Origin of the sequence: Reyranella sp. (assembly GCF_050185545.1) — a bacterium.
Lineage (GTDB): Bacteria > Pseudomonadota > Alphaproteobacteria > Reyranellales > Reyranellaceae > Reyranella.
On record NZ_JBFWZI010000071.1, the window covers coordinates 1 to 20,126 of the forward strand.

General features: G+C 67.8%; 21 protein-coding genes. 9 read left to right on the forward strand and 12 right to left on the reverse strand.

Going from position 1 to position 20,126, the window contains the following annotated elements; translation table 11 throughout:
* Positions 1 to 49 precede the first annotated feature (49 nt).
* Complete coding sequence (locus tag AB7O82_RS19305; protein WP_428536635.1) at positions 50 to 1,564, reverse strand: 3-hydroxyacyl-CoA dehydrogenase; 1,515 nt, start codon at positions 1,562 to 1,564, stop codon at positions 50 to 52.
* 156 nt (positions 1,565 to 1,720) lie between these two features.
* Positions 1,721 to 3,628 (reverse strand): propionyl-CoA synthetase, encoded by a 1,908-nt coding sequence (locus AB7O82_RS19310; protein ID WP_428536638.1) that lies wholly within the window; start codon positions 3,626 to 3,628, stop codon positions 1,721 to 1,723.
* A 59-nt stretch (positions 3,629 to 3,687) separates the two neighbouring features.
* Here AB7O82_RS19310 and AB7O82_RS19315 point away from each other — a divergent pair, with 59 nt between their 5' ends.
* From AB7O82_RS19315 to AB7O82_RS19325, 3 genes are read left to right on the forward strand one after another with little or no spacing between them, the layout of a single operon-like run.
* Complete coding sequence (locus AB7O82_RS19315; RefSeq protein WP_428536641.1) at positions 3,688 to 3,870, forward strand: hypothetical protein; 183 nt, start codon at positions 3,688 to 3,690, stop codon at positions 3,868 to 3,870.
* 53 nt (positions 3,871 to 3,923) lie between these two features.
* Positions 3,924 to 5,798, forward strand: a complete 1,875-nt coding sequence (locus AB7O82_RS19320; RefSeq protein ID WP_428536644.1) for an acyl-CoA synthetase — start codon at positions 3,924 to 3,926, stop codon at positions 5,796 to 5,798.
* Positions 5,799 to 5,853: 55 nt separating this feature from the next.
* Positions 5,854 to 7,191 carry a hypothetical protein gene (locus AB7O82_RS19325; RefSeq protein ID WP_428536647.1) on the forward strand — a complete coding sequence of 446 codons (1,338 nt, stop codon included), beginning with the start codon at positions 5,854 to 5,856 and terminating at the stop codon, positions 7,189 to 7,191.
* Positions 7,192 to 7,481: 290 nt separating this feature from the next.
* On the opposite strand, the gene AB7O82_RS19330 is transcribed toward AB7O82_RS19325, so the two are convergent.
* Positions 7,482 to 7,661: a YdcH family protein gene (locus tag AB7O82_RS19330; protein WP_428536650.1), complete on the reverse strand. Its 180-nt coding sequence runs from the start codon at positions 7,659 to 7,661 to the stop codon at positions 7,482 to 7,484.
* Between AB7O82_RS19330 and AB7O82_RS19335 the strand changes: the two genes are divergently transcribed.
* Positions 7,575 to 8,108 carry a flavoprotein gene (locus tag AB7O82_RS19335; RefSeq protein WP_428536653.1) on the forward strand — a complete coding sequence of 178 codons (534 nt, stop codon included), beginning with the start codon at positions 7,575 to 7,577 and terminating at the stop codon, positions 8,106 to 8,108. The two genes, AB7O82_RS19330 and AB7O82_RS19335, sit on opposite strands and share 87 nt — an antisense overlap.
* A 52-nt stretch (positions 8,109 to 8,160) precedes the next feature.
* On the opposite strand, the gene AB7O82_RS19340 is transcribed toward AB7O82_RS19335, so the two are convergent.
* Positions 8,161 to 8,733 (reverse strand): TIGR02444 family protein, encoded by a 573-nt coding sequence (locus AB7O82_RS19340; RefSeq protein WP_428536656.1) that lies wholly within the window; start codon positions 8,731 to 8,733, stop codon positions 8,161 to 8,163.
* An 81-nt stretch (positions 8,734 to 8,814) separates the two neighbouring features.
* Here AB7O82_RS19340 and AB7O82_RS19345 point away from each other — a divergent pair, with 81 nt between their 5' ends.
* From AB7O82_RS19345 to AB7O82_RS19355, 3 genes are all read left to right on the forward strand, one after another.
* On the forward strand, positions 8,815 to 9,036 hold the full coding sequence (locus AB7O82_RS19345; RefSeq protein WP_428536659.1) for a YdcH family protein: 222 nt from the start codon (positions 8,815 to 8,817) through the stop codon (positions 9,034 to 9,036).
* A 110-nt stretch (positions 9,037 to 9,146) separates the two neighbouring features.
* Positions 9,147 to 9,626 carry a 5-(carboxyamino)imidazole ribonucleotide mutase gene (gene purE, locus AB7O82_RS19350; protein WP_428536828.1) on the forward strand — a complete coding sequence of 160 codons (480 nt, stop codon included), beginning with the start codon at positions 9,147 to 9,149 and terminating at the stop codon, positions 9,624 to 9,626.
* Positions 9,627 to 9,628: 2 nt separating this feature from the next.
* Positions 9,629 to 10,723 carry a 5-(carboxyamino)imidazole ribonucleotide synthase gene (locus AB7O82_RS19355; protein ID WP_428536662.1) on the forward strand — a complete coding sequence of 365 codons (1,095 nt, stop codon included), beginning with the start codon at positions 9,629 to 9,631 and terminating at the stop codon, positions 10,721 to 10,723.
* Here the strand turns inward: AB7O82_RS19355 and AB7O82_RS19360 are convergent.
* Positions 10,677 to 11,333: a COQ9 family protein gene (locus tag AB7O82_RS19360; protein WP_428536665.1), complete on the reverse strand. Its 657-nt coding sequence runs from the start codon at positions 11,331 to 11,333 to the stop codon at positions 10,677 to 10,679. The genes AB7O82_RS19355 and AB7O82_RS19360 overlap by 47 nt on opposite strands.
* A gap of 127 nt (positions 11,334 to 11,460) precedes the next feature.
* Here AB7O82_RS19360 and rpsU point away from each other — a divergent pair, with 127 nt between their 5' ends.
* Positions 11,461 to 11,664 (forward strand): 30S ribosomal protein S21, encoded by a 204-nt coding sequence (rpsU, locus tag AB7O82_RS19365; protein ID WP_020696578.1) that lies wholly within the window; start codon positions 11,461 to 11,463, stop codon positions 11,662 to 11,664.
* 295 nt (positions 11,665 to 11,959) lie between these two features.
* Here the strand turns inward: rpsU and AB7O82_RS19370 are convergent, their stop codons facing one another.
* Entirely contained in the window at positions 11,960 to 13,108 is a 1,149-nt protein-coding gene (locus AB7O82_RS19370; protein ID WP_428536670.1) for an amidohydrolase family protein, read from the reverse strand.
* A gap of 176 nt (positions 13,109 to 13,284) precedes the next feature.
* Entirely contained in the window at positions 13,285 to 14,697 is a 1,413-nt protein-coding gene (locus AB7O82_RS19375) for a hypothetical protein (protein WP_428536673.1), read from the reverse strand.
* Positions 14,698 to 14,925: 228 nt separating this feature from the next.
* Here AB7O82_RS19375 and AB7O82_RS19380 point away from each other — a divergent pair, with 228 nt between their 5' ends.
* On the forward strand, positions 14,926 to 16,431 hold the full coding sequence (locus AB7O82_RS19380; protein ID WP_428536676.1) for an amidohydrolase family protein: 1,506 nt from the start codon (positions 14,926 to 14,928) through the stop codon (positions 16,429 to 16,431).
* Positions 16,432 to 16,526: 95 nt separating this feature from the next.
* Here the strand turns inward: AB7O82_RS19380 and AB7O82_RS19385 are convergent, their stop codons facing one another.
* From AB7O82_RS19385 to AB7O82_RS19405, 5 genes are read right to left on the reverse strand one after another with little or no spacing between them, the layout of a single operon-like run.
* A complete protein-coding gene (locus AB7O82_RS19385; RefSeq protein ID WP_428536679.1) occupies positions 16,527 to 17,045 on the reverse strand; it encodes a GNAT family N-acetyltransferase in 519 nt (172 codons plus the stop codon).
* Complete coding sequence (locus AB7O82_RS19390; protein ID WP_428536682.1) at positions 17,042 to 17,743, reverse strand: HAD family hydrolase; 702 nt, start codon at positions 17,741 to 17,743, stop codon at positions 17,042 to 17,044. The genes AB7O82_RS19385 and AB7O82_RS19390 overlap by 4 nt, the downstream gene beginning before the upstream one ends.
* A 32-nt stretch (positions 17,744 to 17,775) precedes the next feature.
* A complete protein-coding gene (locus tag AB7O82_RS19395; protein WP_428536687.1) occupies positions 17,776 to 18,249 on the reverse strand; it encodes a GNAT family N-acetyltransferase in 474 nt (157 codons plus the stop codon).
* A gap of 12 nt (positions 18,250 to 18,261) precedes the next feature.
* Positions 18,262 to 19,668, reverse strand: a complete 1,407-nt coding sequence (locus AB7O82_RS19400; RefSeq protein ID WP_428536831.1) for an NAD(P)(+) transhydrogenase (Re/Si-specific) subunit beta — start codon at positions 19,666 to 19,668, stop codon at positions 18,262 to 18,264.
* A gap of 27 nt (positions 19,669 to 19,695) precedes the next feature.
* Positions 19,696 to 20,118 (reverse strand): NAD(P) transhydrogenase subunit alpha, encoded by a 423-nt coding sequence (locus AB7O82_RS19405; RefSeq protein ID WP_428536690.1) that lies wholly within the window; start codon positions 20,116 to 20,118, stop codon positions 19,696 to 19,698.
* Positions 20,119 to 20,126 lie beyond the last annotated feature (8 nt).

Below are 20,126 nucleotides of genomic sequence, written 5' to 3' on the forward strand. Positions count from 1 at the left end.
CCTGGCTACAACTCCGATCGCCCACGGCATCTGCCTCGACCTGCTGCTCCTACTCCGGCGTCGTCGCGCTCATCCCCAGCATCGCCCGCCGGCGCAGCCACTGGCTCGGCCGGTAGCGGTCGTCGCCGGTGATGGCTTGCGCCTGCACCAGGATCTCGTGGCACTCCCTGACGCCGAGCCAGTCGGCCAGCGCCAGGGGCCCGCGCGGATAGTTGAGTCCCAGCGTCATCGCCGTGTCGACATCCTGCGCCGAGGCGATGCCGATCATCGCCATCTCGCAGCCGAGATTGGCGATCATGGCGCACATGCGCTGGGCAATGAAGCCTGGAGAATCCTTGATCACCGTCACCTTGCCGCCGGACTTTGCGAGCAGCGCGACTGCCGACTCGAGTACCGCGCCGTCGGCGCCTGGCGCGGTCATCACCGTCAGGCGCTTGGCTGTGTCGCCGGTCAGGTCGACGGCGATCGTGCGCCGCGGATCGAGGCCCATCTCGATCGCCATGGTTGTGCAATCCTTGCCGATCGGCGCCACCAGGATCGGGCTCTTGCCGTCATCGGCACCCAGCATGCGCGCGCCGTCCGCGGCGATCAGGCCGGTCAGCTTCCTGTTGTGCGTGTCCATGACGACCACGCTGCTCGCCGGCAATGCCGACGTCACGTGGTCAGCGCCGGGATCGACCTTGGTCCCCTTGTCGTCATAGGCGTACCAGCCGCCGCCGGTCTTGCGGCCGAGGCGGCCGGCCTGGAACAGGCTCTCGTGATAGGGGCTCGGGGTCATGCGCCGGTCGTGGAAGAAGCCCTCGTAGATGATCTTGCGTGCCGGGAAGTTCACGTCGATGCCGGTCAGATCCATCAGCTCGAACGGCCCCATGCGGAAGCCGCAGGTGTCGCGCATCACCGCGTCGACCTGGGCCGGGCTCGCCCGCCCCTCCTGAACGATGCGCAACCCCTCGGTGCCGATCGCGGTGCCGCCGAGATTGACCAGGAAGCCCGGCGTATCTCCAACCACCACCGGCACGCGCGTCTGGCGCTTGCCGAGCTCGCTCATTGCGGCAACCACCCACTGCGCGGTGTCGGCGGCCCGGATGACCTCGACCAGCTTCATCAACGGCACCGGATTGAAGTAGTGCATGCCGCACACCCGGTCGCGGTGCTTCAGCGCGCGGGCGATCGAAGCGATTCGGATCGACGAGGTGTTCGACGCCAGGATCGTGTCCGGCTTCACGACGGCTTCGAGCTCGCCGAACAGCTTCTGCTTGACCTCGAGGTTCTCGAACACCGCTTCGACCACGACATGGCAGCCGGCGAAGTCGGCCAGCTTGTCGGCCACCGTCAGATTGGCCTCGGTCCTGGCAAGATCGGCGTCGCTCAGCCGCCCACGGGCCACCAGCCCCTTCAAGGTCTCCAGGATGGCGCCGCGCGCCTTGGCGGCGCCGCCCGGCGCGGCGTCGAACATGATCGCCTTGATGCCGCCCTGCGCCGTCACCTGGGCGATGCCGCGCCCCATGGCGCCGGTGCCGACGATGCCCACGCACAGATCGGGGCGGTTGATGTCGAGAGTCATTCCGTGTTCCTTCTGCCTACTTCCTGGTCGCCCTGCGCCGCCGCTCTCCCGGACCGCCGGCGTCTCGCCCGCCCGGCGCATTCATATGCGCCGTTCATGAGCAAGCGCGCACATGAGCGGGCGGGACGCCCGCGGTCCGCATGGGCATGAACAACCCTACGTCTTCGCCGCATACCCTGCGACCTTCAGCCCACCGGTGATCTCGTCGATGGCGGCGGGATCGTCGATGGTGGCCGGCATCTTCCAGGGCTGGCCGTCGGCGATCTTCTGCATGGTGCCGCGCAGGATCTTGCCGGAGCGCGTCTTGGGCAGGCGCGGCACGACGATGGCGGTCTTGAAGAAGGCGACCGGGCCGATGCGGTCGCGCACCATCTGGATGACCTCGCGCACCGTGTCCTGGTGCGGCCGGTCGACGCCGGCCTTGAGAACCAGGAAGCCGAACGGCACCTGGCCCTTCAGCTCGTCGGCGACGCCGATCACCGCGCACTCGGCGACGTCGTCGTGCGCGCCCAGAACCTCCTCGATCTGGCCGGTCGACAGGCGATGGCCGGCGACGTTGATCACGTCGTCGACCCGGGTCATCACCGAGACGTAGCCGTCGTCGTCGATGAAGCCCGCATCGCCGGTCTTGTAGTAGCCTGGGAACTCGGCGAGGTAGGATTGCCGGAAGCGTTCGTCGGCGTTCCACAGGGTCGGGAAAGTGCCGGGCGGCAGCGGCAGCTTGCCAGCGAGCGCGCCGACCTCGCCCCGCTTCATCGGCTGGCCCTGCTCGTCGAGCACGTCGAGGTGCCAGCCCGGCGCCGGCACCGAGCACGATCCCGGCTTGACCGGCATCGGCTCGAGGCCGACGAAGTTGCCGCAGATCGCCCAGCCGGTCTCGGTCTGCCACCAGTGATCGACGATCGGCACGCCGAGCAGCTTCTGCGCCCAGGCGATGGTCGGCGGATCGCCGCGCTCGCCGGCGAGGAACAGGGTGCGAAACTGCGAGAGATCGTAGCTCTTCAGCAGCTTGCCCTCGGGGTCTTCCTTCTTGATGGCGCGGAAGGCGGTGGGCGCGGTGAACAGCGCCACCGCCTTGTGCTCGGAAATCACCCGCCAGAAGGCGCCGGCGTCGGGCGTGCCGACCGGCTTGCCTTCATACAGAACGGTGGTGGCGCCGAGGATCAGCGGGCCATAGACGATGTAGCTGTGGCCGACCACCCAGCCGACGTCCGAGGCGCACCACCAGACCTCGCCGGGCTTGACGCCGTAGAGGTAGCGCATCGACCAGTCCAGTGCCACGCAGTAGCCGCCGGTGTCGCGCACCACGCCCTTGGGCTGGCCGGTCGTGCCGGAGGTGTAAAGGATGTACAGCGGGTCGGTCGCCTTGACGGGCACGCAACCATGCGGCTGGGCAGCCGCCACCGCCTCGTTCCAGTCGAGATCACGGTCCTTGACCATCGAGGCCGGCGCCTGCCAGCGCTGAAACACGATGCAGCGGGGGATCTTGTGCTGCGCCAGCTCGATCGCCTGGTCGAGCAACGGCTTGTACTTCACCACCCGGCCCGGCTCGATGCCGCACGAGGCAGTCAGAACCAGCTTGGGGGCGCAGTCATCGATGCGCGTGGCCAGCTCGTTGGCGGCGAAGCCGCCGAACACCACCGAGTGGACGGCTCCCAGCCGGGCGCAGGCCAGCATGGCCACCACCGCCTCGGGGATCATCGGCATGTAGATGATGACCCGGTCGCCCTTGCGGACGCCTTGCGCGGCGATGGCGCCGGCGAGCTTGGCCACCTGGTCGCGCAGCTCGCGGTAGGTATAGCCCTTCTTGCGGCTGGTCACCGGCGAATCGTAGATCAGGGCCGCCTGCTCGCCGCGCCCGCGCTGAACATGGCGGTCGAGGGCGTTGTGACAGGCATTGAGCTCGGCCCCGGCGAACCAGCGATAGAATGGGGCATTGGCGCCATCCAGCACCTTGTCCCAGCGGCGGCTCCAGTCGATCGTCGCGGCCTGCTCGGCCCAGAACCCCTCGGGGTCGCCGAGCGAGCGTGCATGCACTGCGCGATAGGTGTCACCGACGGCCATGTTGGCGTTCCTCCGTGTCCTTGCACGGCAGACTTAGCCCCGTCGCCGGGGGCTTCGCAATGGCGCCGGTCGATGCGTTCGATAGCCGCAGATGGCTGGTGTTCCGCAGTCGAAGGAAGAAAATTCTGCTGGTGGTGCAGTCCGCGCAGCATCGGCTGCCCGCCGAGTTCGCCAAGCAGGTCGCCGACGACAAGACTTTCCTTGCCGCCCTCATCAAGGAGCTCAACATCAAACTGGAGTAGACCCCGCCCTTCGTGGACAATGCCACGCGTCGAGCGACAGCGGGAACCGAAGCATGGCGAAGGCAAAGGCGGGCAGGGGGGGCAAGGGCACCGGAACGACGAGGCGTCCGGGCCGGGGCGCGCGCAAGGCAGTCAAGGCGAAAAAGCCGGCGCGCAAGTCGGCCAAGCGGAAGGTCGTGGCGAAGAAGAAGAGCGTTCTCGCCAAGCCAGTCGCTCGTCCGGCGCTGCGTCGCGCGGTGAAGGGGCGCCCGTCGGTCGGCCGCATCGCCGCGCCGCGGCCCGCCCCGCACAAGGCCCCGGCGCTGTCGGCCAACTTCTACGAGCGCGACCTCGACAAGACGGCCGCCAACTACGCGCCGCTGACGCCGCTGCAGTTCATCGAGCGCAGCGCCAGCGTCTATCCCGACCGCACCGCCGTGGTGCACGGCGAGCGCCGGCAGAGCTGGGCCGAGACCTACCGGCGCTGCCGCCAGCTTGCCTCGGCCCTCGAGAAGGTCGGCATCGGCGTCGGCGATACGGTGGCGATCATGGCGCCGAACATCCCCGAGATGTACGAAGCGCATTTCGGCGTGCCGATGACGGGCGGCGTGCTGAACTCGCTGAACACCCGCCTCGACGCGGCGATGATCGCTTTCATCCTCGATCATAGCGAGACCAAGGTGCTGCTGGTCGACCGCGAGTATCACCGCGTCGCAACCGAGGCGCTGGCGATCGCCAAGGTTCAGCCGATGGTCGTCGACATCGACGACCCGGCCTGCGAGGATCGCGCCCAGATCGGCGACACGACCTACGAGGAGTTCATCGCCACCGGCGATCCCGACTACGCCTGGGAGTATCCGGGCGACGAATGGAATGCCATCTCGCTCAACTACACGTCGGGCACCACGGGCAATCCCAAGGGCGTCGTCTTCTGTCATCGTGGCGCGGCCCTGGCGGCCTACGGCAATGCCACGCAATGGCCGATCGGCCTGCATCCGGTCTATCTCTGGACGCTGCCGATGTTCCATTGCAACGGCTGGTGCTTCCCGTGGACGCTGGCCCTGGTCGCCGGTACCAGCATCTGCCTGCGCCGCGCCAACGCCGCGACGATCTATTCGGCCCTCGCCGAACACGGCGTGACCCACATGTGCGGCGCGCCAATCATCATGCAGTTCATCATCGGCGCCACGCCGGCAGAACGCCGGCCTCTACCGCGCCGCGTCGAGTTCATGACTGCCGCCGCGCCGCCGCCGGCCGCGGTGCTCGAGGCGCTGGAAAAAGAGAACTTCCGCGTCACCCATGTCTACGGGCTGACCGAGGTCTACGGACCGGCGACGATCTGCGCATGGCATGAAGAGTGGGACGCCCTGCCTTCGCACGAGCGCGCGCGGCTGAAGGCGCGCCAGGGCGTGCGCTACGCTGCCGCGGATGCCGTCACCGTGATGGACCCGACCACCATGCAGGAGGTGCCGCGCGACGGCAGCACGATGGGCGAGGTGATGTTCCGCGGCAACCTCACCATGAAGGGCTACCTCAAGAACCCGACGGCGACGCGCGAGGCGTTCGCCGATGGCTGGTTCCACTCCGGCGACCTGGGCGTGCTGCACGAGGACGGCTATATCGAGCTGCGCGATCGCTCGAAGGACATCATCATCTCGGGCGGCGAGAACATCTCGACCATCGAGGTCGAGGGCGTCATCATCGAGCATCCAGCGGTAGCCAATGTCGCCGTGGTTGCCAAGCCCGACGAGAAATGGGGCGAGACGCCCTGCGCCTTCGTGACGTTGAAGCCCGGGGCGGAGGCCACGGCCGAGGAGATCATCGCTCACTGTCGTGCCAATCTCGCCTCCTACAAGTGCCCGCGCTACATCGTGTTCCGCGACCTGCCGATGACCTCGACCGGCAAGGTCCAGAAGTTCGTCCTGCGCGACTGGGCAAAGGCGGTGTAAACGCCCGCCGATACCATCGCGGCGCCATAATCGAGCGGCTATCCTGAGCCGCGACATGGCCGGCCAGTCGACGTTGATCGTGACGACGAAAAGCGGCGTGCGCCCCCGCGGCGTGCGCGGCGAGCCGCTGCACAACGCCGCGCCGCAGCTCAGCCGGGTGGTGCGCCGCCGTCTCGGCGACGCGGCCGCCGATTTGCTGGCCGAGCCCCAGCTGCATGAGGACGGCAAGGCAATCGACTGGTATGCCGGATGGCCGGGCACCGTGCAGCCGCTGTCGGCGCTGGCGCCCGAGCGCCGCGCCGGTGTGATTGCCGATATCGACAAGACCCTGGCCGACATCCGCCGCCTCGGTGATTCGCTCGCCGGGACGGGACCGCGCGAGGAGAGCGGCATCGTTGGCCTGTCGCTTCAGCTCGCCGCCCGCGCACCGTCGGAGTCCTTCATCTTCATGATCGGCGAGCGGCCGGCGATCGTCTGCTGGGGATACGACAAGGAGACCGCCGCGGGCCTGCTGCCGGCGAGCCTGCCTGCACCGCCGAGCCCGCCGGTTCGACGTCCCGTGCTCGAGGCGCCGGCAGGCCGGCCGGTAGCAGGCACGTCGCGGCCGCCAGGCGCCGTCATTCCCTGGGTGCGGGCGCTGCTGGTAGCGCTGCCGCTGGTGGCTCTGCTGCTCGGCGGGGCATGGTTGTTGCGAGGTCTGCTGCCCGACGATCCTCAGCAAACGCTGGCGACGCGCGAAGGACCGCCGGGGCCACCGCCGGCCGAGGCACCGCCCGATCCCCTGCCCGCTCTGAAGGCCGCCTTCGCGACCGAGCAGTCGCGCGGCCGCGTGCTCAAGGTCGAGCTCTCGCTGATCGAGGCCGAGCTGCGCAAGCGCGTCGCCGATTGCAAGCCGCCGCAGCCGCCCAAGGCGCCGCAGGTCGCCGTCGCACCACCGCCGCCATCGGCTCCTCCACCGCAGCCCCGGGCGGCTCCCGCGCCGCCGCAACGGCCACCGATCCAGAGCCGGCCGAACGACGACCGGCTGCGCCTGCCGCGGGCACCGACCAGCAACTATGCCTTCATGGAAGGATGCTGGCGCACCGATCCGTTCCGCCATGAAACCGTGCAACAGCAGCCCGGCGTGTCGACCTACTGTTTCGACGCGGGTGGCAACGGGCAGCTCGAATGGCGTCGCGGCCGCACGGCGTGTCGCACGCGCGCACAGTCGCGCTTCGACGGCGCCGTACTGCTGCTGCGTGACAGCGATTCGAACTGCAACGACGGATCGCGCTGGTACGCCGACCAGCTGGTCTGCCGGCGCGGACCCGGTGACATCGCACATTGCAGCGGCACGTCCCGCGGCGCCTATGGCCCCGTCTCCTGGACGGTCAACCTCCACAAGCTGAATTGAGCGCGGCAAGGCGACCACATGCTACCGGCCTGCTGGCCGATCTTCATGGATGAAACTCGTGGCTGGGAGCGCGCCACACCGATGGCGCTCATGGGGATCCATGTTCGAGCAGATGATCGTCATCTTGGACAGATTACTCCGCCACCAGTGGCGCGCTCCCAGCAAACGACGCCCCCCGCCGCCAGTGTCGGCGCCGACGAGCGGCGCGCCCCAGCGGGTGATGCGACAGCCCAAGACTCGCAAGCGCGCCGGCCGCGTGGCGCGGCCGGTCAGTCGCTAGGGTCAATGTGTCAGTGTCGGGTGCTTGACGACGTAAGTCGGACGATCTCGTCCTTGATGAGCAGTTTCTGCTTCTTCAGGCTGCAGATCGCATCGTCGTCGGGATGCGGTCGCAGGTTCTCCTCGCTAATCGCTTGCTCAAGGGATGCGTGCTTGGCCTTGAGCGCTTCGATGTGGTCCACGGTGCTCACGGGCGACCTCCGAGCTGGTTGCGGACGACAAACTCTGACTCCGACATCGACGCCTGTCACGTCAAATCAAGCGCCTCCCCGAGCCTGTGCGTAACCCCGTACAGTAACTTGTCTGACAGACCAAATCGGCTTGTAATCGGCATTTCCGGAGCGTCCGGCCTCGTCTACGGCATCCGCCTGCTGCAGGCGCTTCAGGAAGTCGCAGTGGAAACCCACTTGGTGATGACGCGCACCGCGGAAGTGACGCTGGCGCACGAGACGTCCATGAAGGTGGCCGATGTCCAGGCGCTGGTCGGGCGCACGAATCGCGCAGACGATCTCGCAGCCACCGTCTCGAGCGGCTCGTTCTTCTCACTCGGCATGATGGTCGCCCAGTGCTCGATGCGCAGCCTGGGCGAGATCGTGGCCGGGAGCGCGCCACTCCGATGGCGCTCCTGGGATATGTAGTCACCAGGAAGAGCGCCATCGGAGTGGCACGCTCGCAGCGGTCCCGGAAGTGCTAGGCGGGCACCGGGGTCCCCTCGACGACGCGGGCGATCTCCTCCTCGATCAGCGAGGGGAACGTCGCCTTCATCAGGGTCACGACGGCCGCGCGGTCCTTGGCGTCTGGAACCACGCCGAGACAGACCGCATAGACGCCGAGATTGCCCACGGCGGCCCGCATGCGTTTCTCCACCGGTCGGTCGCGGTCGGCCGGCGGGGCGTGCAGGCTGGCGAGTTGCAACTGCTCGGCATGCTCGGCGGCGAGTTCGGCATCGGCGACCCGGCGGCGTACCGCGTCGACTGTCTCCGGCAGGACCTGCGGCCACGGTCGGTCCTTGAGCAGGCGGCGCATCCGGCGCAGCGGACCCACCACGTCGGCCTGCCACGCCTCGCTTGCCTTCAGGATGACCCGCAGCCGGTCGGCGGTGAGGGTCGGGCGGCCCGATGCGCCCAGCCAGCAGCAGAACAGCAGCACGTTGACGTCGCAGCCGCGGCGTTCCTGCAGGTCGAGGCAGGCCTCGGACACGCCCTCGCCGGCATAGAGCTCGAGCGAGAAATTCCAGAACGGATGGGGGAGAAAATCGGACAACGGTATGACTTCCCAAGGGCGGGGCGAAGGGGTACACGGCGCAGGGCGGCGTGGCTAGCCCGCGGGACGAGTACGTCGAGCATGAGCAATCCGCCATCGGAGCCGTTGGATACCGAGGCCATTAAGGCCAAGCTGGAGGCGTTGAGGACCGAGCACCGCGACCTCGACGAGGTGATCGAGCGCCTGGTCGAGAAACCGCCGTTCGACCAGCTGCAGCTGCAGCGCCTGAAGAAGCGCAAGCTCGGCCTCAAGGACCAGATCATCAAGCTGGAGAGCCAGCTCATCCCCGACATCATTGCCTGAAGGACGCGCACGAAACTCCGATGGCCAGACCAAGAGCCAAGACCACGCCGCCGAAGCCGCGTCCGCCCAAGCCCCGTCCGCCCAAATCCCGCCCGCTCGTCGGCCTGATCATGGGCAGTCAGTCCGACTGGGCGACCATGCGTCACGCGGCCGAGACCCTGGAAGCGCTCGGCGTGCCGTTCGAAGCACGCATCGTATCGGCCCATCGCACGCCGCGCCGCATGATGTCCTATGCCGCCGCCGCCAAGGGGCGCGGCCTCAAGGTGATCATCGCCGCTGCCGGCGGGGCGGCGGCATTGCCGGGCATGACGGCCTCGATGACGCCGCTGCCGGTGCTCGGCGTGCCGATCGAGAGCGCCGCGCTGAAGGGCCAGGACAGTCTTCTTTCCATCGTCCAGATGCCGGCCGGAATCCCGGTCGGCACGCTTGCGATCGGCCGTTCCGGCGCGGTCAACAGTGCCCTTCTGGCGGCCAGCATCGTCGGTCTTGGCGATGCCAAAATCATGGCGGCGATCGAACGACAGCGGGCTCGGCAGACTGCTGCCGTCGCCCGCACGCCGGCTGACGACCCGGTTGCCCCGCATCGCTGAAGATGAAGACGCCTCGGATCATTCCGCCCGGGTCGACCATCGGCATCCTGGGCGGCGGCCAGTTGGGCCGCATGACGGCGTTGGCCGCCGCCCAGCTGGGCTACCGCTGCCAGGTCTATTCCCCGGACGAGCATTCGATCGCGGGCGACGTGGCCGCCGGCCACGTGCGCCGCGCCTACGACGATGTCGAGGCGCTTCGCAGCTTCGCGGGTCAGGTCGACGTCATCACCTACGAGTTCGAGAACGTCCCGGAAGCGGCCGTCGCTACCTGTCTCGAGGTCAAGCCGGTGCGCCCCGGGGTCAAGCCGATCCACGTCGCCCAGCACCGGCTGCGGGAGAAGCAGTTCTTCGCCGCGCTCGGCATCGGTACAGCCGCCTGCCAGCCGGTGCGGAGCAAGACCGAACTGGCGACTGCCACCCTGCTGCCCGGCATCCTCAAGACCTGCCAGGAAGGCTACGACGGCAAGGGGCAGGCGCGAGTGACTGACCGGGCGTCGCTGGCCGCGGCCTGGGAGAAGCTCGGCCGGTGCGAGTGCATCCTCGAGGCGGTCGTCGATTTCCAGTGCGAGGTCTCGGCCATCGTCGCGCGCGGCCTCGACGGGGCGATGCGCTGCTTCCCCATAGGGCTCAACGATCATCGCGACGGCATCCTGCGCACGACCACGGTTCCCGCCGACCTTCCAGCCGACGTACTGGCGACGGCCGAGCGCTTCGGGCTCGCGTTGGCGCGCGGCCTCGATCTCGTCGGGCTGGTCGCGCTCGAGATGTTCGTCACGCGCGACGGTACGGTGCTCGCCAACGAGATGGCGCCGCGGCCGCACAATTCAGGCCACTGGACGATCGACGCCTGTGCGACCAGCCAGTTCGAGCAGCTGGTGCGCGCCATCTGCGGGCTGCCGCTGGGACCGGTCGACGTGATGGCGCCGTCGCGCATGGAGAACCTGATCGGCGCGGAGGCGAACGACTGGCCGCGCTATCTCGCCGATCCGTCAGCCAGGCTGCATCTTTACGGCAAGGCGTCGGCGCGCCCCGGCCGCAAGATGGGTCACGTCACCTACGTGCAGCCCGCTGGGTCGTGCCGCCGGTCCACGATCTGACCTGCGATTTCAGCTTCTCGATCTTCATGACGTCGTCGATCCGCCGGTCGAGGAAGGCCCAGGTCGCTTCGCTGCCCGGCGAACGGTCACTCAGCCAGTACAGCAGCGTCGCCGAGTAGACGCCGGCCAGGGTCGCCCGCTTGGTATAGAAGTTGAAGTCGGTGCTGGTGTCGCCGGCGGCGTACCACATCGCATCGACCGTCTTGTACAGCAGCTTGAGCGCCAGCCCGGCGTTGAAAGGCAGGGAGAGCGCCGCCAGCGCGCGGCGGGCCGCCTCACGGTCGCCAGCGTGGCGCTCGAGCCGGATGCGCACCGCCGCCTTGATGCGGTCGCGGATCTTGAGGCTGGCCGCCCCCTCCTTCACCATGTCCTCGACCGTGCGCTGGTCGGCGCGCTCGCTGGCGAAGGTCAGGACCTGCATCGCGCCGCCGGGGAACAGCCGGTCGGCCTCGCCGGCCGGCAGCTCGAGCTGGCGCGCCGCCGCCGCCATGGCTGTGCGCGACCATCCCTCGAAGGCCGCCTCGGCAGCGACGGCGTCGGCCAGCCGGTCGCGCAGGGCCGCATCGGGATCGGGCGCAGACGCGCAATTCGGGCTGTTTTCCAGGCTCATGAGGCGAAATATAGGCGCCGGAGCGGGGCTTCCCAAGGGTTCTGCCCTGTGATACCTACCCCGCCTCTGAATTGCCCCCGGAGCCGTTTCCGGGGCGCCCGGCCATGCATGGAAGGAAGCGACCGAAGTGCAAGTACTCGTTCGTGAGAACAACGTCGATCAGGCGCTGCGCGTCCTCAAGAAGAAGATGCAGCGCGAGGGGATCTTCCGCGAGATGAAGCTCCGCCGCAACTACGAGAAGCCCTCCGAGCGCCGCGCGCGCGAGCGCGCCGAGGCGATCCGCCGGACCCGCAAGCTGATGCGCAAGCGCATGGAGCGCGAGGGCTACTAGCCCTTCCCCGACTCGTCAGGCGCCGACGAAAACGAAAGGTCCCTCGCTACGCTCGGGATGACACTCTTGATGTCATCGCGGGCGCAGCGAGGGACTTTTTTCATTCTCCTCCCCACGCATCGCGTGGGGAGGTGTCGCCGTCATACGGCGACGGAGGGGTCAGGAATCGTGCTCACGTGGACCGCGGGCGTCCCGCCGGCTCATAATTGTCATGAGCAGGCGGGACGCCCGCGGTCCGGATGAGAGCATGACCCCTCCGTCCGCGAAGACGCGGACACCCCAGCGAAGGAAGCGGTCAGTTCAGCCCGTACAGCCGGGCGACGTTGTCGTGCACGATCTTCTTCTGCACGCTCGAAGAGAAGCCGGCGAGATTCTGCTTCAGGGTCTCGCGCGAGTTCGGCCAGATGCAATCGGGATGCGGGTAGTCGGCGCCCCAGATGATATTGTCCTCGCCGATCAGCGGAACGATCGGCTCGAGGTACTTGTCCTGCTGGTAGGTGACGTAGCCCTGGCGACGGAAGTAGTCGCTGGGCTTCATCGTGAATCCGAGGTCGCGCGCGCGGTCGTGATACTCCGTGTCGAGGCGATCGAACACATAGGGCAGCCAGGTCACGCCCGACTCGCCCAGCACGAAGTTGAAGTCGGGATATTTGTGGCAGGCGCCGGAGGCGAGCAGCGAGACCAGCACCTCCATCGTGTCGAGCTGGAACAGCGCCGACCGGACGAGCCGCCACTGGGTGAAATACTTCTTCTCCATCTCCGGCGTGTCGGGCGCGCGCACCGCCTTGAAGCCGGTCGAATGGAAGGAGATCGGGAACCTGCACTCGGCGGCGGCCTCCCACAGCGGATACCATTCATGCTGGTACATCGGGATGGACATGCGCTTGAAGGCGAGGTCGCCGCCCTTCAGGCCCATCCTGGCGCAGCGCCGCACCTCGGCCGCGGCGGCAGCCGGATCGGTGTTGGGGATGATGGCCAGCGGAAAGACGCGGTTGGGATCGGAGCGCCTGGCGAAGTCGGCCGCCCAGTCGTTGTAGCGCGCATTGACCCACACGCGCAGGTCTGCGTCGTCGATCAGGTCGTTGACCATCAGGCAGCCGTAGATGATCTCCTTCTCGAGACCGTCACGGTCGAGATCGGCTATGCGCAGCTCGGGGGTGGTCGGGCGCGGCTGGGCGCCCGGGTAGCTGTTCCATTCGAAGCCCGCGTCCTTCATCTCGTCGACATGGCCGAACGAGCCCTTGGTGTAGGGCAGGAAGCCCGGACCGACGCCGTTCCACATGCCGCGATCCTTGTCGTCGACGAACCAGTGCTGGCCGTCGTTGCGCTCCTCCACGCGCGGCGCCAGCTTCTTCCACTTGGCCGGCGCCTGCGACGACCAGAGATCGGTCGGGCAGTAGGTCAGGTCGATGTGATTGTCACCGGAGATGAGCTTGTGATCCATGGCGCGGTCCCTCGGTCGTCAGCGGATTGCCAGGGCGTGGCCCGTATGCTGACATGCTACGGGTCTCCCCGGGGAAGCCAAGCGCTAGTTCATGCCCCGTTCGCGGGGCGGACGGCACTATCGGCCGTCTTCGACGAACGAAACGACGAACAGGCGCACCGCTGCGATCCTGAGGGTCATAACCGTCCCGCCTCCTCCCGCTCTTCCAGATAGGCCCTGATGCGGGCCTTCCCCAGATGCTTCGCCCAACCGAGCGGTGTGCTGCCCCACAGCTTGTCGGCAATGTCGATCCGGGCGCCGTACAAAATCAGCAACTCCATGAACTCGACATCGTCGCCGAGCACCGCCTGGTGAACCGCGAGGCAGTGCCGATGGACTGGCATGAAGCCATTGGGATCGGCGCCGCGATCGACAGCAATGCTCACCGCCTCCCTCTGCCGGTTTATGGCGGCAAGGCCGAAAGCTTCCTGCACCTCCTCGGCCGACGCCCGCGCCAGCAGATCCGGCAGCAGGTCGGTCCGTCCCAACGCGGCGGCGATCGCGGCCGACATCTCCAGTCCCCCGGCCAGCAGCCGGTGGATCGGCTCGAGCTCGCAATGCGCGAGCGTCATGACGATCGCATGCTGCGTCGGCGTTGCACCTGCTGCCATCAGCAGGTCGACCAGGGGGGCCTGCAGGGCCTGCTCCTTGGCCGGCGAGCTGGTCATGACCAACTCGAGCGCATAATCGAGGTCGGGCTTGTCGACGCCACGCTCGATCATGACGCGCGCGACCTCGACCATATTGGCCGGCATGCGCTCGATGAGCGTCGGGTTGTTGGCGATGAACCAGAACAGCCGCGGGTCGCGGAAATACTGCAGCCGCTTCGCCGCGCGATAGCACTCGGGCTCGACGATGTTCTCCCGGAGCAGGCGCGGCTCGGCATCGAGCAGGCGCGCGAGTCTGGTCGCATCGCCCTCGTGGATGGCCGCCACGGCCACGCGGAAGGACGGGTCGCGAATGACCGGCCGAGCGAGCAGATCGATGATCGCGGCCCTGTCCCTGCCCTCGCCCGCACGCGCCAGCTCAAGGGCCGGCCGGCCCTTGCTGTCCGGCTGCCATTCGAGCGCTTCGCCGCGGATCAGCCGCTCGACCAAGGCCAGGGGACCGCGCGCGGCGGCAGCATGCAGCGCGGTCTCGCCCGCACTGTCGGATCTTGGATTGGCGCCAGCGACGAGCAAGGCATCGACGATGGCGAGCCGGGCCTCGTCAGATGCGCCGCTGGCGCAGGCCTGCCATAGCGCGCCGCCGGCGCCGCGCGGCGCTTCGTCGACAGAGGCGCCCTCTGCCAGCAGGCGCCGGACGGCAGCAACGTCGCCCACCCGCGCCGCTACGACGAGCGGCGGAAGCGGTGCCGGCCGCTCGCCGACGCGCAGCTCAGCGACGCCGCGGATCAGCGCCGCCCAGGTCTTGAATCCGTACTCGAACGCCAGCAGCCGCTGCGCCTCGGCGAGGCCGAGCCGCCTGTCCTTGGCCAGGCGCCTGGCCTCCTTGCGCAGATGTTCCTTGGAGGGGCGTGCTGGCAGCGCGCGAACTGGCTCGACGGACATGATTCTCCCTTTCCCGAACGCCCGATGTCCGCTCACGGGCAGGAAAGGTCGAATGACCGAAAGGCTGGCATGAGGCGGGCTGAGCCCTCCCCGCGGGCAGGTTGGCCGCCTCGATCGGCCAGGATGGCACTATGCCCGGCGGAATGGGTCTTGCAAGCCCTTCGCGTGAAGTTGGCGATGGCCGTTACAGCGCTTTCCTGAGAACCGCGGCCTTGGCACAGTGGCGTCATGGCCAAGCATCCCTACACCATCATCCGTGGCGGCAAGCTCCTGGACATCGCCAGGCGCAGTGCCGCTCCCGCCGACATCCTGATCAAGGGCGACACGGTAGCGGAGATCGGTCGACCGGGCCTCGCCGCGCCCGCGGGCTCCACGACCATCGATGCCGCCAATCGCCTGATGCATCCCGGGCTGGTTAACGCGCACACGCACGGGCCGGGCAACCTCGGCAAGGGCATGGGCGATCTGTGGCCGCTCGAGCTGCTGCTGACGGCGAGCCCGTGGATCGGCGGTGGCCGCACGATCGAGGACAAGTACCTGTCGGGCCTGATCGGTGCCTGCGAGATGGTGCTGAAGGGCTGCACCGCCGCCTACGATCTCGCCGCCGAGTTCCCCCTGCCCACAGTCGACGGCCTGTCGGCGATGGCCAGGGCCTACGAGGAGGTCGGCATGCGCGCCGTGCTGGCGCCGATGGTCGCCGACCTGACTTTCTTCGAGGCGATCCCCGGCCTGATGGAGCGCCTCTCGCCGGCGCTGCAGAAGGAGGTCGAGAGCTACCGCCTGGCGCCATGGAAGGCGACGACGAAGCAGATGCGTAAGGCCTTCCGGAAGTGGCCGTTCGAGAAGGTGACGCTCGCGGTCGCGCCGACCATCCCGCACCATTGCACCGACGCTTTCATGATCGCCTGTCGCGATCTCGCGCGCGAGTTCGACCTCGGCATTCACAGCCACGTCGCCGAATCCAAGGTCCAGGTGGTGGCAGGCTACAAGCGCTACGGCACCACGCTCGCCGCCCACATGGACTCGCTCGGCCTGGTCAACGAGCGCTTCACCGTGGCGCACGGGGTCTGGCTCGACGCCGACGACATGAAGCGGCTCGGCGATCGCGGCGCCTCGGTAGCGCACAATCCCGGCTCCAACATGCGGCTGGGCAACGGGCTCGCCGACATGCGCGGCATGCTCTCCGCCCGGATCAATGTCGGCATCGGCACCGACGGCGCAAACTGCGCCGACAATCAGAACATGTACGAGGCGATGCGGCTCGCTTCCTTCACCTCGAAGGTCCAGGGCCCCGACTGGCAGCGCTGGATCACCACGGCAGAGACCTTGCGCGCCGCCACAGAAGGCGGCGCCCGCGCGCTCGGTCTCGACAAGCAGATCGGACGGATCGCACCGGGCTACAAGGCCGACATTGTCTTCCTCGACCTGCACCACATCAACTGGATCCCGACCAACGACCCGGTCAATGCCCTGGTGCACACCGAGGATGGCAGCGCCGTCCATTCCGTGATGATCGGCGGCCGCATGATCGTCGAGGATCACAAGCTGCTCACGGTCGACCTCGCGAAGCTCGCCGCCAAGGCGGAGGAGTCGCGCGTGCGGCGGGAGAAGATCACGGCGCCGGCGAAGAAGCTCTACCAGCGCCTGGAGAAGGTCGTCGGCACCTTCTGCCCCGGCCTCGCCAAGGCGCCGCTGCACATCCACCGCTACGGCGCCAGCCATCACGCGCATTGACGCTGGGAGCGCGCCACTCCGATGGCGCTCTTCTTGTCTATCGCAGATCCTGTGAGCGCCATTGGACCAGTGCACTCCCAGCACATGAGTTCTTCTCAATCAGCGTTCTGATCGAAGGCGAAGCGGGAGCCATCGGAGGGCGGGCGTTCCATCAGCCAGTGGATCTCGGTTTCACCGGCAACAACGAAACCGTGGCGCCGATAGAGCGTGCCCACCGGATTCCATTTGAGGTACTCCAGCCTCACCGGCAGCGACGTGGCGTCGCTGAGCCGCAGGCAATGGCGCAGAATGCGGCTGCCCAGCCCGAGGCGCTGGAACTCCGGAAGCAGGTAGAATTCGCCGAAGCGGACGTGCGTCGCCAGCCGCATCAGCGACACGGTGCCGACCGCCCGCTCGCACCACAGGATGCGGGCGAACGGTTTCTCCTCGAAGCGCTCGCGATGCAGCCGCCTCTGCAGCGCCACGTCCCAGCCCCACCGTGCCTCGATGTAGGGCCGCATCGCGGCGCGCTTGACGTCGAACGACCAGGCGAGCGCCCGTTCGTCCCGCCCCAAGGCGACGAACCGCACATCGGGCGGCAGGTCGGGCAAATGGAGGCGCGCGGCGTCCGTCATCCGGACTGACGTCGATCGACCAGGTCGAGGATCGCCGCCTCGAGTTCCGGCACGTCAGTCACGACGGCGTCCGGTTCCTCGGCCGGACTGCGCGGACGCTGGCGTCGGTGACGCCCGCCGCGCAACTGTATCGCCGCCATGCCCAGCGCCTTGGCCGGCACGATATCGTTGTCGATGCGGTCGCCGACCATGATGCACTCGTCCGGCGCCACGCCGAGCGCCTCCGCAGCAGTCAGGAACGCGCGTGGATCGGGCTTGCTGAAACCGGTCACGCCGCTCAGGCCGTGATGGCTGAACAGGCCGTCGACGCCGGCACGTCCGAGCTTGTCGCGCGCCCGTTCAGGTTGGTTGGCGACGATGCCGAGGACCAGCCCGCGCTGGTGCAGGCGGTGCAGAAGCCCGTCGATGTCGGGTCGCAACTGGAACACCTCGAGATTTCCCACCATCGCACGCACCCGCTGGCGAACTCGCGCGATCGTCGGCGGATCGCCGCCGCACAGCGTCTCCACCATGTGGGCATAGGCATCGGCCGCGAACGCGGCGACCGCCGCCTCCGAAGCCTCGTCGATCGCGGCCTGGTCGACGCGAATGCCCTCGAGCCCGCAGGCCGAGGCGATCGCACCGTCGACGGCGCTCTCCCAGGCAAACTCGAGGTCGATTGGCCCGCCGACATCGAACAGAACAGCACGAAATGGCATGCCGGATGATCGCCGATCGCGGCAGCGTTCCGCTACAGGAGCTTGAGGTAGTAGGCCAGCCGATCGTCGGGTGGGGAGTCGGAGCCGTGATCCGCCGACAGGACGAAAACGAACCCCATCGCCTCGTAGAATCGCCGGGTCCGCTGGTAGGGCTCGTAAGGGTCGTCGGGATGCAGGGTCATGACGAACAGGTGCTTCACACCCTCGTTCCTGAGCTGCCCTTCGACCCGCTCGACGAGTGCCCGGCCAGCCCCTACGCGGTGATGGTCGGGATCGACGCCCAGCCAGTAGATCTCCGCGCTGGCCGCTGCGTGCCGCTTGACCAGCAGCAGTCCCACCCCCTGCCCATCGCGATGCGCCACCCAGCTCTCGAGTGCCTCCGCCCGTTCCGCATAGTGCCGATTGGACTCCGGGCGGCCGAACCACTGCGGCAGGCGCGCCGTCAGGGCTTCGATCAGCGCACGCCGCCGCCCTGGTTTGGCCTCCCGGGCAATCTCGACGGCCATCCCATATCCGGCCTAGTGCGCCGAACCTTCCAGCGCCTTGACGATGCTCTCGCACATCACCTTGGCGTCGGCGAACAGCATCATCGTGTTGTCGCGGAAGAACAGCTCGTTGTCGACGCCGGCATAGCCCGAGGCCATGCCTCGCTTGACGAACAGCACGGTCTGCGCCCGCTCGACGTCGAGGATCGGCATGCCGTAGATCGGGCTCGCCGGATCGGTCTTGGCGGCCGGATTGGTAACGTCGTTGGCGCCGATCACGAAGGCCACGTCGGTGGAGGCGAAGTCGCGGTTGATGTCGTCGAGCTCGAAGACCTCGTCGTAGGGCACGTTGGCCTCGGCCAGCAGCACGTTCATGTGGCCGGGCATGCGGCCGGCCACCGGGTGGATGGCGTAACGCACCTCGACGCCTTCCTTCTTCAGGAGGTCGGCCATCTCGCGCAGCGCATGCTGGGCCTGCGCGACCGCCATGCCGTAACCCGGGACGATGATCACCGACTGAGCGTTCTTCATCAGGAAGGCGGCATCGTCGGCCGAGCCTGCCTTGACCGGCTTGTCGGACTTGGCGTGGGGTGCGCCGGCGGCCGAGGAGTCGGTGCCGAAGCCGCCCAGGATCACGTTGAAGATCGAGCGGTTCATGCCCTTGCACATGATGTAGCTCAGGATCGCGCCCGACGAGCCGACCAGCGCCCCGGTGACGATCAGCGCCGTGTTGCCCAGGGTGAAGCCGATGCCGGCCGCGGCCCATCCCGAATAGGAATTGAGCATCGACACGACCACCGGCATGTCGGCGCCGCCGATCGGCAGGATCAGCAGGAAGCCCAGCGCCAGCGACAGCACGATCAGCAGGATGAAAGTTATGGGATGGCCGCGCAGCGCGAACCACACCAGCAGCACCACCAGGACGATGCCGATCAGGGCATTGAGCGGATGCTGACCGCGGAACACCAGGGGCGCTCCGGAGACCAGGCCCTGCAGCTTGGCGAAGGCCACCACCGATCCGGTGAAGGTGATGGCGCCGATCACGGTGCCGAGCCCCATCTCGATCAGGCTGTGCGGCTTGATCTTGCCGGGCATGCCGATGCCGAACGCCTCGGGCGACACGAATGCGGCGGCGGCGACGAACACCGCCGCCAGTCCGACCAGCGAATGGAACGCAGCGACCAGCTGCGGCAGGGCCGTCATCTGGATGCGCATGGCGACAACCGCGCCGATCGCGCCGCCGACGATCAGGCCGACAATGATCAGCCAGGGCGAGACCACGCCCGGCGTCGCCACGGTAACGCCGATCGCCACCGCCATGCCGACGATGCCGTAAAGGTTGCCGCTGCGCGCCGTCTCCGGCGAGGACAGGCCGCGCAGGGCCATGATGAAGCAGATGGCCGCGACCAGATAGCCGTAAGCCGCGATTTCCTGGGTGATCATTCCGACTCTTCCCCCTGCCCGCGCCTACTTCCGGCCCGGCTTCTTCTTGAACATCGCCAGCATGCGATGCGTGACGATGAAGCCGCCGAAGATGTTGACCGCCGCCAGGATCACCGCGATGGCGCCGAAGAACTGGGCAGCACCCAAGCCCCTCAGGCCGGCCGCCAGCAGCGCGCCGACAATGATCACCGACGACACCGCATTTGTGACCGCCATCAGCGGCGAATGCAGCGCCGGCGTCACCCGCCACACCACGTAGTAGCCGACGAAGCAGGCCAGGGCGAAGATGGTGAGCAGCGAGACGAACGGCATGTGGCCGTCCGGGATCGACACGGCCCCCTGCGCCGCCAGATCGGTGATCTGCTGCGCCACCGCCTTGAGGCTGGTCGCCAACTCCTGAGCCTGGCTGGCGAGCTTGGACGCCTCGCCGGCTACTTTATCGTCCATGGTCAGCT

Coding starts and splice junctions, on each gene's coding strand:
- AB7O82_RS19310 (WP_428536638.1), bottom strand. CDS start 3,628: ATGGCCGTCGGTGACACCTATCGCGCAGTGCATGCACGCTCGCTCGGC.
- AB7O82_RS19370 (WP_428536670.1), bottom strand. CDS start 13,108: ATGGATCACAAGCTCATCTCCGGTGACAATCACATCGACCTGACCTAC.
- AB7O82_RS19320 (WP_428536644.1), top strand. CDS start 3,924: ATGGCGAAGGCAAAGGCGGGCAGGGGGGGCAAGGGCACCGGAACGACG.
- AB7O82_RS19395 (WP_428536687.1), bottom strand. CDS start 18,249: ATGGCCGTCGAGATTGCCCGGGAGGCCAAACCAGGGCGGCGGCGTGCG.
- AB7O82_RS19405 (WP_428536690.1), bottom strand. CDS start 20,118: ATGGACGATAAAGTAGCCGGCGAGGCGTCCAAGCTCGCCAGCCAGGCT.
- AB7O82_RS19390 (WP_428536682.1), bottom strand. CDS start 17,743: ATGCCATTTCGTGCTGTTCTGTTCGATGTCGGCGGGCCAATCGACCTC.
- AB7O82_RS19335 (WP_428536653.1), top strand. CDS start 7,575: ATGCGGTCGCAGGTTCTCCTCGCTAATCGCTTGCTCAAGGGATGCGTG.
- purE (WP_428536828.1), top strand. CDS start 9,147: ATGGGCAGTCAGTCCGACTGGGCGACCATGCGTCACGCGGCCGAGACC.
- AB7O82_RS19355 (WP_428536662.1), top strand. CDS start 9,629: ATGAAGACGCCTCGGATCATTCCGCCCGGGTCGACCATCGGCATCCTG.
- AB7O82_RS19385 (WP_428536679.1), bottom strand. CDS start 17,045: ATGACGGACGCCGCGCGCCTCCATTTGCCCGACCTGCCGCCCGATGTG.
- AB7O82_RS19315 (WP_428536641.1), top strand. CDS start 3,688: ATGGCGCCGGTCGATGCGTTCGATAGCCGCAGATGGCTGGTGTTCCGC.
- AB7O82_RS19360 (WP_428536665.1), bottom strand. CDS start 11,333: ATGAGCCTGGAAAACAGCCCGAATTGCGCGTCTGCGCCCGATCCCGAT.
- AB7O82_RS19305 (WP_428536635.1), bottom strand. CDS start 1,564: ATGACTCTCGACATCAACCGCCCCGATCTGTGCGTGGGCATCGTCGGC.
- AB7O82_RS19325 (WP_428536647.1), top strand. CDS start 5,854: ATGGCCGGCCAGTCGACGTTGATCGTGACGACGAAAAGCGGCGTGCGC.
- AB7O82_RS19380 (WP_428536676.1), top strand. CDS start 14,926: ATGGCCAAGCATCCCTACACCATCATCCGTGGCGGCAAGCTCCTGGAC.
- AB7O82_RS19345 (WP_428536659.1), top strand. CDS start 8,815: ATGAGCAATCCGCCATCGGAGCCGTTGGATACCGAGGCCATTAAGGCC.
- AB7O82_RS19375 (WP_428536673.1), bottom strand. CDS start 14,697: ATGTCCGTCGAGCCAGTTCGCGCGCTGCCAGCACGCCCCTCCAAGGAA.